Source organism: Streptomyces brevispora, assembly GCF_007829885.1.
GTDB lineage: Bacteria > Actinomycetota > Actinomycetes > Streptomycetales > Streptomycetaceae > Streptomyces > Streptomyces brevispora.
This window is the reverse complement of record NZ_VIWW01000001.1, coordinates 216654-228188: the sequence shown is the minus strand read 5'-3', so window position 1 is coordinate 228188 and position 11535 is coordinate 216654. Positions and strand designations below refer to the sequence as shown.

Genomic DNA, 11535 nt, shown 5'->3' with positions numbered 1-11535 from the left:
AAGGGGCCCGGCGGTGACCGGGGGCGATCCGGTCACCGCCGGGCGGGTGTGGAGAGGGGCTCAGCAGGCGCCGCGGTCCTCCCAGGCCCCCCATTCACCGGTGGATCCGGGCGTCTCGCCCTTCGTCCACCACTTGGCCTTCCACTCGTGCGAGCCGTGGCTGACCGTCGCACCGGCCCCGTACTCGGAGGATGCGCTCCAGGCCGTCGCGGCGCAGGCGCCGCCGGGGCCCGGAGGGGTGCTGGTGGTCGGGTCGGGCGACGGCGTGGTGCCGGTGCCCGGCTGGACGACCGTGGTGCCCCGGGCCAGATCGGCGGCCAGTGCGTACGACGTGCCGCCGAAGGTCACCGTCCAGTTCGACGGCGTGGACGTGGGCAGGTAGTAGACGAAGTCCACCTGAACCGAGGCGCCGGGCGCCACGCTCTGCCAGGACGGAAGCTTCAGGGAGACGCGGTTGTGGTCGCCCTTCAGCCCGCCGATGTTGTTGGCGGCGGTGTGGTCGCTGCGCACGATCGTCGTGCCGAAGCCGGACTGGTCCTTGGCGTTGGCGGGCGCCGAGGTCGCGTAGTCGAACTGGAACTCCGTGCCGCCGGGCAGCGTCGCCGCGGTGTTGTTGGTGATCTTCAGCTTGGGGCTGATCGGGTAGTTGGAGTCACCCAGCGGGAACTGGTCGAAGGACACGTCGATGTCCAGCGCCTTGGTGGGCAGATCGATGGTGGAGCGCTTGGCACCGTACGGCTTGGCCGACTTGAAGGTGTCGTACATCGTCGAGGTGAGGGTGGAGCCGGGCTCGTACTGGCCCTTGGCGGCATTCCAGCCATAGTCGCCCGCGAGCTCCCAGATCATGGTGCCGCCGATGCCCTTGTCGACCACGTAGTCGGCCTTGGCCTTCACCGACTGCTCGTCCTCGGTGGAGAGGAAGACCCTCTTCTGGGCGTTCCACAGCCACGGGGCGACGAGCGTCGTGTCGTACTTGCGGACGTACGTGCCGGTCAGCTGCGTGTTCGCGGGGAATCCGTAGTCCGTGACGTAGTCCCCGACCACGCCCTTCTCCAGATTCTTCGCGTGCCACATCGGGTTCGAGCCGGCCGGCGCCTCCTTGCCGCTGGTGTCCAGGTCGTGCCAGAGGTTGTCGATGCCGACGGCGCCGTCCCCGCACTTGGTGAGACCCGCGCCTGCCGGGCAGTCGGTGGTGGCCGCCTTGCCCCACAGGCCGTCGGTGCCGCCCTGCACGTTCTTGAAGCCGCGGGTGTAGTACGGCAGCCCGATGTTGATCCGGCCGGACGGCATCGAACCGCGGAAGTAGTGGTAGGCCCAGTCGGTGTTGAGGTAGCCGGTCCCGCCGTACTGCGACGTCGAGTAGACACTGGCCTGGGCGAGTTCGGCGTCCTTGCCGTCGTCGAACAGCGCGGCGTTCGGGCCGACGTACTCGTTCCAGGCACCGTGCAGGTCGTACGACATGATGTTGACGTAGTCCAGGTACTTCTGGACCTGGAAGGTCTCCATGCCGCGCAGCAGGTAGCCGGACGAAGGGGCGGCGACGCTGAGCAGGTAGTGCGTGCCGTCGGCGGCGGACGCCCGGTCGAGCTTCTCGCGCAGGGTCTTCATCAGCGCGGCGTAGCTCTTGACCAGTCCGGCCCGGCGGGCGTTGGACAGGGTCCAGTCCAGCGGGTTGCCGGCGTCCTTCATGGTCGTCGGGTACTCGTAGTCGATGTCGACGCCGTTGAAGCCGTACTTCTTGATGAAGGCGACCGTCGAGTCGGCGAACGTGTTGATCCCGCTCTGGTTGACCGAGCCGTCGGCGTTGGTGGCCATCGAGTAGAAGCCGCCGGAGTTCACGCGCTTGCCACTGTCGTCGAAGTAGCCGCCGGTCTCGGCCCAGCCGCCCACCGACACCATCGTCTTCACGTTCGGGTACTTCTTCTTGAACTTGGTGAGCAGGTTGAAATGGCCCTTGTAGGGGAGTGCGGGGTCCATCTCGGCGCCTGCGACACCCGGCCAGGTCATACCGGTCGAGGCGTTGTCCGGCCCGTCGCTGCCGACGGAGAGCTTGTTGGCGCCGTCGACGTGGGCGAAGGCGTAGTTGAGGTGGGTGACCTTGTCCCAGGGGATGTCGGAGGCGAGGTAGGCGGGGGTGCCGTCCTTGCCGGTCCGCCAGTTGGTGAAGTAGCCGATGACCCGCCGCGGGTGGTCGGCGCCCATCTTCTCGCGGCCCTCGGAGTCGTACACGGAGCAGTACGGGACGGCGACGCCCGGGGTCTCGTAGAGCCCGTCGGGGCGGCAGGACTCCTGGTCGGCGGCTTGCGACACGGTTGCGGTGAGCGATCCGACGAGCAGTGCGGCGACGGTGGCGCCGACTGCGAGCAGGGTTGCTCTCGCGCGGGTGGGGGACAGCAGCACGTTCGGTTCCTCCTGGGGAGGTCGGCAGAACACAACTGACAAGGGAGTGGGTCGTGCGGGGTCCCGGGTGTGCGCACACCCGGAACCGCTCCTCGGAGGTGACGCAGAGATTAAAAGGACTAGACCATTCAGTCAATAGGTCTGGACCAATAAACTTGAGGTGTCCGAAAACGGCCTTGTGACGGGCTGTCTGTGACCCACTCCACAGCGTTCACCGGTATGGGCCACGGCCAGTCGTGGCACACTGATCGTGTACCAGTAGCAGCGCACTCCGGGGTCGGTGCAATTCCGAACCGGCGGTTATAGTCCGCGACCCGTCCGCATCCAGCGGCCGGTTGACCAGGTGAGATTCCTGGACCGACGGTTAAAGTCCGGATGGGAGGCAGTGCGCGGCGGGCCGTTTCGCGGGTACGCCGCCGTCGGCGGATGGTTTTCGGGCGACCGATCCATCCGTTTTCCGGCATTCGGCGTCCCCGTTCAGCGTTCCGCTTCATCTGTCGTCATCGACAGGCCCCGGAGTCCGTGCCCCAAGAGGCAGGAGGACCCGGTGGACACCACAGCCGACACGACCGCGATGCGCCGAGCCATCTCGCTCGCGGCCCGCGGTCTCGGCTCCACCAGCCCCAACCCGGTCGTCGGATGCGTTGTCCTCGACGCGACGGGCCGGCCGGTCGGCGAGGGCTTCCACCAGCGCGCCGGGGAACCGCACGCCGAGATCCACGCCCTGCGCGCGGCCGGTGAGAAGGCCCGCGGCGGCACCGCCTACGTCACCCTCGAACCCTGTAACCACACCGGACGCACCGGCCCCTGCGCCCAGGCGCTCGTCGAGGCCGGGATCGCCCGCGTCGTGTACGCGATCGGCGACCCGAACCCGCAGGCCACCGGCGGCGCGGATACCCTGCGCGCCGCCGGGGTCAAGGCCGAGCAGGGCCTCCTCGCCGAAGAGGCCGAACAGGGCAACGCCGCCTGGCTGACCTCGGTGCGCCGCGGCCGCCCCCACGTCACCTGGAAATACGCGGCGACCCTGGACGGCCGGATCGCGGCCGCCGACACCACCAGCCGCTGGATCACCTCCGCCGAGTCCCGCGCCGACGTCCACCGGCTGCGCGCCGAGGCGGACGCGGTCGTGGTCGGCTCCGGAACCGCCCGCACCGACGACCCCCAGCTCGGGGTACGGGGCATCGACGGCGCGGTCCAGCCGCTGCGGGTCGTCGTCGACACCGCCGCCACCGCCGTGCGGCCCGGCGCCCGGGTCCTCGACACGGGCGCACCCACCCTGATCGCGGTCGCCGACGACGCCGACGCCCGCCACCTCCCCGAAGAGGCCGTCCTGAGGCTGCCGCGAGCCGCGACCGGCCCCGGACTGGACCTTCCCGCACTGCTCGCCGCCCTCCACGGGCGCGGCATCCGCTCCGTACTCCTCGAAGGTGGACCGACCCTGGCCGGGGCCTTCGTCGCGGCGGGAGCGGTCGACCGGATCGTCGGCTACATAGCCCCCGTGCTCCTCGGCGCGGGCCCCGCGGCCCTCGCCGACGCCGGAATCTCCACCATTACCCAGGCGTTGCGCCTCCATGTGACCGAGACCGTGCGTATCGGCCCCGATCTGCGCATCACCGCTGTCCCCCGCCCTGCCCCGAAGGGAAACTGAGTGTTCACCGGAATTGTCGAAGAGCTGGGTGAGGTCACCGCCGTCGAGAACCTCGGCGACGCCTCCCGATTCCGCCTGCGCGGTCCCGTGGTCACCGAGGGCGCCAAGCACGGCGACTCGATCGCGGTCAACGGCGTGTGCCTGACCGTCGTCGACCTCGGCGAGCACGAGTTCACCGCCGATGTGATGGCCGAGACCCTGAACCGGTCCAGCCTGGGCGCGCTGCGGACCGGCTCCCGGGTCAACCTGGAGCGGCCCATGGCGGTCGGCGGCAGGCTCGGCGGGCACATCGTGCAGGGGCACGTCGACGGCACGGGCCGCATCGCCGAGCGCAAGGTCTCCGAGAACTGGGAGATCGTGAAGATCTCCCTCCCCGCGGAGCTCACCCGGTACGTGGTGGAGAAGGGGTCGATCACCGTCGACGGCGTGAGCCTGACCGTCGTGGACGCCGGACCCGACTACTTCACCATCAGCCTCATCCCCACCACCCTCGCCCTGACCACGCTCGGCCACAAGGAGCCCGGCGACCCGGTCAACCTCGAGGTGGACGTCATCGCGAAGTACGTCGAGCGGCTGCTCGGCCACCGCGCGCAGGAGTCCGAGGAGCCGGTGAAGTGAGCGCCCTGCACTGGCTGAACTCGGAGGCCTTCAGCGTCTTCGGACAGCACATCATCTGGTCCGACATGATCGGCAACACGATCGGTCTGATCGCCCTCACCCTGGGCTGGCTCCGCTCGATCTGGACCTGGCCCGCCCAACTGCTGTCCGGCGTCGTCCTGGTCGCCGCCAACGTGTCCGTGCAGCAGGCGGGCAGCGTCGGCAAGCAGCTCATCGTCATCGCCGTGGCCGTCTGGGGCTGGCAGCAGTGGACCCGCGGCAGGCAGCAGGCCCAGGACGGTTCCATCGCCGTACGGTTCGCCACCTGGCGCGAGCGCGGCTACCTGCTCGGCGGAGCCGCGGTCGGCACCCTCGCGGTCGGCGGCCTGTTCACCGCGTTCCCCTCGCTCTCCTGGAGCCCGTGGGCGGACGCGTACATATTCGCGGGCACGCTCGTGGCGATGCTCGCCCAGGCCCGCGGCATGGTCGAGTTCTGGTTCGCCTGGCTCCTCGTCGACCTGGTCGGCGTACCGCTCAACTTCCACAGCGGTCTCGCCTTCTCCGGTCTCATCTACGTCGTCTACGGCGCCCTCGTCCTGTGGGGCATGCGCGACTGGTGGCTGCGTACGCGGACACCCGCTCTGGAAGGAGCCACGGCATGACTGCCCAGCCCACCTGGTTGCACCGGGAACACCACGCGCCCGACGAGGACCTCAGCCTCGACCCCGTGGAGCAGGCCATCCGCGACATCGCGGCCGGCCGGCCCGTCGTGGTCGTCGACGACGAGGACCGGGAGAACGAGGGCGACCTCGTCATCGCAGCCGAGAAGGCCACCCCCGAGATCGTCGCCTTCATGATGAGCGAGTGCCGCGGACTCATCTGCGCGCCCATGGAGAACGACGAGCTGGAACGGCTCGAACTCCCGCAGATGGTCGACCACAACACCGAGTCGATGAAGACCGCCTTCACCGTCTCCGTCGACGCCTCGGCCGCGCACGGCGTGAGCACCGGCATCTCCGCCGCCGACCGGGCCACCACGCTCCGGCTGCTCGCCGGCGGCGCCGCGGGCCCCGGCGACTTCGTGCGCCCCGGCCACGTCTTCCCGCTGCGCGCCCGCTCCGGCGGTGTGCTCGTGCGCAACGGCCACACCGAGGCGGCCGTCGACCTCGCCCGGCTCGCCGGACTGCGGCCCGCCGGCGCGATCGTCGAGATCGCGGGCGAGGACGGCGTCATGCTGCGCCTTCCCCAACTGGTCCCGTTCGCCCGCAAGCACGGGCTCACGATCATCTCCATCGAGGACCTGATCGCCTACCGGCGCACCTCCGAGCCGACCGTCCGCCGTGAGGCCGAGGTCAGGCTGCCGACGGACTTCGGCGCCTTCACCGCCTTCGGCTACCGCTCCACCGTGGACGGCGTGGAACACGTCGCGCTGGTCCACGGCGACATCGGGGACGGCGACGACGTCCTGGTCCGGGTCCACTCCGAGTGCCTGACCGGCGACATCTTCCAGTCCGAGCGCTGCGACTGCGGCCCCCAGCTGCACGCCTCCATGCGGCGCGTCACGGACGAGGGCCGCGGCGTCGTGGTCTATCTGCGCGGCCACGAGGGACGAGGCATCGGACTGGTCTCCAAGCTGCGCGCGTACGAACTCCAGGAGCGCGGCGTCGACACGCTCGACGCCAATCTGGAGCTCGGCCTGCCGGCCGACGCCAGGGACTACGCGGCCGGCGCCCAGATCCTCAAGGATCTCGGTGTCCGCAGTCTGCGCCTGATGACGAACAACCCCGAGAAGACCGCCGCGATCCTGCGGCACGGTCTGGCCGTCACCGGACGGGAGCCGATGCCCGTCCAGGCCGGCGAACATAATCTGCGGTACCTGCGCACCAAGCGCGACCGCATGGGCCACGACCTGCCCTGGCTCGACGCCACCACCGTGGCGACCTGCGGCAACCAGTGACCCACCAGCACTTCCAGCAGTCACCCGATCGAGCGGTAGGAGAGACATGAGCGGCAAGGGCGCACCCGAACTGTCCGTACGCAACTGCGGTGACCTCCGTGTGGCGGTCGTCGCCGCACAGTGGCACGAGAAGGTCATGGACGGACTCGTCGACGGTGCACTGCGCGCCCTGCATGAGCTGGGCATCGACGAGCCGACCCTGCTGAGGGTCCCCGGCAGCTTCGAGCTCCCGGTGGTCGCCAAGGTGCTGGCCGGGCGCGGTTACGACGCGATCGTCGCCCTCGGCGTGATCATCCGCGGCGGCACCCCGCACTTCGAATACGTGTCCCACGGCGTCACCAACGGCCTCACCCAGGTCGCGGTCGACACCGGTGTACCGGTCGGCTTCGGCGTCCTCACCTGTGACACCGAGGAGCAGGCACTCGACCGGGCGGGCATCGAGGGGTCCAACGAGGACAAGGGGCACGAAGCGGTCACCGCGGCCGTCGCCACCGCCACCACACTGCGCTCGGTCAGCGAACCCTGGCGCTGAGTGCGGGTCCCGGACCCCGTATTCTAAGGACATCATGGCGAACAAAACCTTCGAAGAGCTCTTCGCCGAGCTGCAACTCAAGGCCGCCAACGGCGACCCCTCCACCTCCCGTACCGCCGAACTGGTGGACAAGGGCGTGCATGCCATCGGGAAGAAGGTCGTGGAGGAGGCCGCCGAAGTGTGGATGGCCGCCGAGCACGAGAGCAAGGACGCCGCAGCCGAGGAGATCTCGCAACTGCTCTACCACGTCCAGGTGATGATGCTCGCGCGCGGAATCTCGCTCGACGACGTCTACGCCCATCTCTGAGCACCACCCCCGCACCCGCCCCACGTCCCAGACCCCTTTCGCAAAGGAAATCCGACCTCATGCTGCGCATCGCCGTCCCCAACAAGGGTTCACTCTCAGGGCCTGCGATGGCGATGCTCCATGAGGCCGGCTACCAGCAGCGCAAGGAGTCCAAGGAGCTCGTCCTCGTCGACCCCGAGAACGAGGTGGAGTTCTTCTACCTGCGCCCCCGTGACATCGCGATCTACGTCAGCTCGGGCCGTCTCGACATCGGCATCACCGGCCGCGACCTGCTGCAGGACTCCGGTGCCGAGTCGGAGGAGATCCTCCAGCTCGGTTTCGCCCGTTCGACCTTCCGCTACGCCACCAAGCCCGGCACGGCCGCGGGCCCGCAGGACTTCGACGGGCTGACGATCGCCACCTCCTACGAGGGCATCGTCGCCAAGCACCTCGCCGACGCCGGCGTCAACGCCTCCGTCGTCCACCTGGACGGCGCCGTCGAGACCGCCATCGAGCTCGGCGTCGCGCAGATCATCGCCGACGTCGTCGAGACCGGCACCAGCATGCGCAACGCCGGACTCGAGGTCATCGGCGAACCCATCATGAAGTCGGAGGCCGTCGTCATCCGCCGTATCGGCGCCCCGGACGACGAGCCCAAGGTGCAGCAGTTCCTGCGCCGGCTGCAGGGCGTCCTGGTCGCCCGCAGCTACGTGATGATGGACTACGACTGCCGCGTCGAGCACCTGGAGCGCGCGGTCGCCCTCACCCCCGGCCTGGAGTCACCGACCATCTCCCCCCTGCACCACGAGGGCTGGGTCGCGGTCCGCTCCATGGTCGCCTCCAGGGAGGCACAGCGGATCATGGACGATCTGTACGACCTCGGCGCCCGCGCCATCCTCACCACGGCCATCCACGCCTGCCGCCTCTGACGGCGGGACACGGAAGAAGAACATGTCAGCCCCCGCTCCCCGGACCGAACCCCCCGCCCTTCCGGTCACCTTCCGGCCGACCCGTACCCGGGTGGTCCTGCTGAGTGTCGGGGTGGTGATGTTCGCCGTCATCACCGTCGTCGCCTTCACCCTGGAACAGCTCAGCGCGGGGGAGCGGACCAGCTTCGTCTTCACCGCGCTGGTCTTCCTCGGCGTTCTCGCGCTGCTCAGCCGCCCCAAGATCGTCGCGGACGACAGCGGGGTGACCGTGGTCAACCTCACACGTACCCGGCGGCTGTCCTGGGCGGAGATCGTGCGCGTCAACCTACGGGTCGGCGACCCGTGGGTCTTTCTCGACCTCAGCGACGGGACCAGCATGCCCGCCCTCGGCATCCAGCCCGGAATCGCCAAGGAGCAGGCCATTCGCGACGCCCGCGCGCTCCGCGCCCTCGCCGAGAACCACGGCACGGGCACGGACAACTGCTGAGCCCCTGCCCCGTGAGGCCTCTTGTTGTTTACTCTGGAGGGCGGCGGCGCCCTGTGCGCCCCGCCCCCACCAGTGGTCCCCGAGACCCGCGGGGCTTTCCTGCGACCCAAGGAGTGACTCCTTCCAGCAATGGACGGATCTTCCGGTAGTACCTGCGCCGCCCCTTCTGTGGAGGCGGCGGTATGACCACCCCCCTGCTGCTGCTCAGCGCGGCATTCCTTCTCATCCTCGCCAACGGATTCTTCGTGGCAGCCGAATTCGGGCTCGTCACCGTGGAACGGGCGGACGCCGAGCGCGCCGCCGCCGAGGGCGACCGACGGGCCCGTACCGTCGTCGAGGCCCTGCGCGAACTCTCCTTCCAGCTGTCCGGCACCCAGCTCGGCATCACCATCACCTCACTGGTGGTAGGCATGCTCGCCGAGCCGGCGCTCGCCCAGCTGCTGGAGAGCCCACTCACCCTGACCGGTCTCCCCGACGGTGCCGTACCCGGCATCAGTATGGTGATCGGCATGCTGCTCGCGGCCGCCGTCCAGATGGTGATCGGCGAACTCGTACCGAAGAACTGGGCGGTCTCCAAGCCGCTCCAGGTCGCCCGGTTCGTCGCCGGACCACAAGCCCGGTTCACCCGGGCCTTCCGCCCGGTGATCGGCCTGCTGAACACGGTCGCCAACCGGCTGGTGCGGCTGCTCGGCGTCGAACCGACCGACGAGCTGGCCTCCGCCCGGACACCGGGGGAGCTGGTCTCCCTGGCCAGGCACTCGGCCGAGGCCGGCACCCTCGAACAGGACACCGCGGACCTCTTCGTACGGACCCTGTCGCTCGCCGGCCTCACCGCCCAGCACGTGATGACCCCGCGAGTGAAGGTCAGCGCCCTTCAGTCCTCCGCCACCGCCGCCGACGTCCTCAACCTCACCCGGGCCACCGGCCTCTCCCGTTTCCCCGTCTACCGGGAGCGCATCGACGAGGTCGTCGGCATGATCCACCTCAAGGACGCGCTCGCCGTTCCGGCGGGGGAGCGGCTGCGTACTCCGGCCGGCCGGATCGCGGTGCCCCCGCTGCTGGTGCCCGAGACCCTGCCCGTCGAGCAGCTCCTCCGGCGGCTGCGCAACGAACAGCCGATCGCCGTCGTGGTCGACGAGTACGGCGGCACCGCGGGTGTCGTCACCCTTGAGGACATCATCGAGGAACTCGTCGGCGAGGTCAGGGACGAGCACGACGCCGAAGGCGCCGACCGCCCCGAACTGGCCCCCGCTGCCCCCGAGGACGGCAGGCCCGTCTGGGACGCCGAAGGCAGCTGCCGGGTGCTCACGCTTCGCCGGATAGGGCTCGACGTACCCGACGGCCCGTACGAGACGGTGGCCGGGCTGGTGGCCGATCTGCTGGGACGGATTCCCGCCCCCGGCGACCGGGCCGAACTGCCCGGCTGGCGGATCTCGGTCCGCCAGGTCGGCCACTACCGGGCCGAGAAGGTCCGCTTCGTGCGGCTGGCCGGAGTCCTGGACCCGGTCGCCGCCGAACCGGCGGCCCGCGGTGTCCTGGAGGCCGCGCGATGAGCCTGGTCCAATTGCTCTTCGCCGGACTCCTGGTCCTCGCGAACGGCTTCTTCGTCGGCGCCGAGTTCGCCCTCGTCTCCGTACGCCGCAGCCAGATCGAACCACTCGCGGCAACCGGGTCCAGCCGGGCCCGGCAGGTGCTGTACGGCCTGGAGAACCTGCCGCAGATGATGGCGGCCGCCCAGTTCGGCATCACCATCTGCTCACTGACACTCGGAGCCGTCGCGGAACCGACCGTCGCCCAGCTGCTGGAGCCGGTCTTCCGCGCGGTGCACCTCCCCGAGGGGCTGATCCATCCGCTCGGCTACGTGCTGGCGCTGGTCTTCGTCGTCTTCCTCCATCTCGTCATCGGCGAGATGGTCCCGAAGAACCTGGCGATGGCGGCCCCGGAGAAGACCTCGCTGTGGCTCAGCCCCGGCCTGGTCGGCTTCGCCCGCCTCTGCCGCCCGGTCACCTCCGCGCTGGGCGCCTGCGCCCGGCTGGTGCTCCGGCTCTTCGACGTCGAGCCGAAGGACGAGGTGGAGGCCGTCTTCACCAGCGAGCAGCTCAACCGGCTGGTCGAGGACTCAGGGCAGGCCGGACTCCTGGGGCCCGACGCGCAGGAACGGCTGGAGGACGCGCTGGAGCTGGGCAGCAGGCCTGTCACCGATGTGCTGCTCAGCCGGGCTTCCCTGGTGACGGTCGACCCGTCCGTCACCCCGCGCCGGATCGAGGAGCTCACGGTGCGGACCGGCTACTCACGGTTCCCCGTCTGCGCGGAGGGCGGCGGCCCGTTCATGGGCTACCTGCACGTCAAGGACGTCCTCGACCTGGAGGACGTCGAGCGGGCGGTCCCGCAGCACGTGTGGCGCCCGATGGCGACGGTGCGGGCCGAACTTCCGCTGGACGACGCCCTGACCGTGATGCGACGCGCCGCGACGCACCTGGCCCAGGTCGCCGACGCATCGGGCCGGGTACTCGGCCTGGTCGCCATGGAGGACGTCCTGGAAATGCTGGTCGGCGAGGTACGTGACCCGGCCCACCGGGTCACGGAGCCGCGTCGCACCGAGGAGAAGAAGACCGTCTCGGACGAACTCACGGCCCTGGTCCGGTAAGCGCCGCGGTCCTCAATCGCCGGCCGGGGCCGTCGAGCCCGCCAGGACGGAA

11 protein-coding genes and 1 riboswitch are annotated in these 11535 nt (G+C 69.8%); of the genes, 10 read left to right on the top strand and 1 reads right to left on the bottom strand.

Translation table 11 applies throughout. The annotated features are described in order from the left end of the window. Nucleotides 1-60 precede the first annotated feature (60 nt). Nucleotides 61-2397, bottom strand: coding sequence for a chitinase C-terminal domain-containing protein (locus tag FHX80_RS01080; RefSeq protein WP_145767014.1), 2337 nt, complete (start codon nucleotides 2395-2397; stop codon nucleotides 61-63). A 265-nt stretch (nucleotides 2398-2662) separates the two neighbouring features. Beyond that, a riboswitch (FMN riboswitch) is annotated at nucleotides 2663-2793 on the top strand. A 154-nt stretch (nucleotides 2794-2947) separates the two neighbouring features. On the opposite strand from FHX80_RS01080, the gene ribD reads away from it, so the two are divergent. The 10 genes from ribD (at nucleotide 2948) to FHX80_RS01030 (ending at nucleotide 11483) form a co-directional block, all read left to right on the top strand. Further along, nucleotides 2948-4048, top strand: a complete 1101-nt coding sequence (ribD, locus tag FHX80_RS01075) for a bifunctional diaminohydroxyphosphoribosylaminopyrimidine deaminase/5-amino-6-(5-phosphoribosylamino)uracil reductase RibD (protein ID WP_145762359.1) — start codon at nucleotides 2948-2950, stop codon at nucleotides 4046-4048. Continuing rightward, nucleotides 4049-4666 (top strand): riboflavin synthase, encoded by a 618-nt coding sequence (locus FHX80_RS01070; RefSeq protein WP_145762358.1) that lies wholly within the window; start codon nucleotides 4049-4051, stop codon nucleotides 4664-4666. It begins immediately after the preceding gene. Next, nucleotides 4663-5307: a nicotinamide mononucleotide transporter family protein gene (locus FHX80_RS01065; protein WP_145762357.1), complete on the top strand. Its 645-nt coding sequence runs from the start codon at nucleotides 4663-4665 to the stop codon at nucleotides 5305-5307. The genes FHX80_RS01070 and FHX80_RS01065 overlap by 4 nt, the downstream gene beginning before the upstream one ends. Further along, nucleotides 5304-6602 (top strand): bifunctional 3,4-dihydroxy-2-butanone-4-phosphate synthase/GTP cyclohydrolase II, encoded by a 1299-nt coding sequence (locus FHX80_RS01060; RefSeq protein ID WP_145762356.1) that lies wholly within the window; start codon nucleotides 5304-5306, stop codon nucleotides 6600-6602. The genes FHX80_RS01065 and FHX80_RS01060 overlap by 4 nt, the downstream gene beginning before the upstream one ends. 46 nt (nucleotides 6603-6648) lie before the next feature. Next, the gene (ribH, locus tag FHX80_RS01055) at nucleotides 6649-7134 is read left to right on the top strand and encodes a 6,7-dimethyl-8-ribityllumazine synthase (protein ID WP_145762355.1); all 486 of its coding nucleotides are present in this window, start codon (nucleotides 6649-6651) and stop codon (nucleotides 7132-7134) included. 34 nt (nucleotides 7135-7168) lie between these two features. Further along, nucleotides 7169-7441, top strand: coding sequence for a phosphoribosyl-ATP diphosphatase (locus FHX80_RS01050; protein WP_145762354.1), 273 nt, complete (start codon nucleotides 7169-7171; stop codon nucleotides 7439-7441). A gap of 59 nt (nucleotides 7442-7500) precedes the next feature. Further along, nucleotides 7501-8349, top strand: a complete 849-nt coding sequence (gene hisG / locus FHX80_RS01045) for an ATP phosphoribosyltransferase (protein WP_145762353.1) — start codon at nucleotides 7501-7503, stop codon at nucleotides 8347-8349. Nucleotides 8350-8371: 22 nt separating this feature from the next. Next, nucleotides 8372-8836, top strand: coding sequence for a PH domain-containing protein (locus tag FHX80_RS01040; protein WP_145762352.1), 465 nt, complete (start codon nucleotides 8372-8374; stop codon nucleotides 8834-8836). 182 nt (nucleotides 8837-9018) lie between these two features. After that, on the top strand, nucleotides 9019-10389 hold the full coding sequence (locus tag FHX80_RS01035) for a hemolysin family protein (RefSeq protein ID WP_145762351.1): 1371 nt from the start codon (nucleotides 9019-9021) through the stop codon (nucleotides 10387-10389). Continuing rightward, nucleotides 10386-11483 (top strand): hemolysin family protein, encoded by a 1098-nt coding sequence (locus tag FHX80_RS01030; RefSeq protein WP_145762350.1) that lies wholly within the window; start codon nucleotides 10386-10388, stop codon nucleotides 11481-11483. Before FHX80_RS01035 ends, FHX80_RS01030 begins: the two co-directional genes overlap by 4 nt. Nucleotides 11484-11535: the final 52 nt, after the last annotated feature.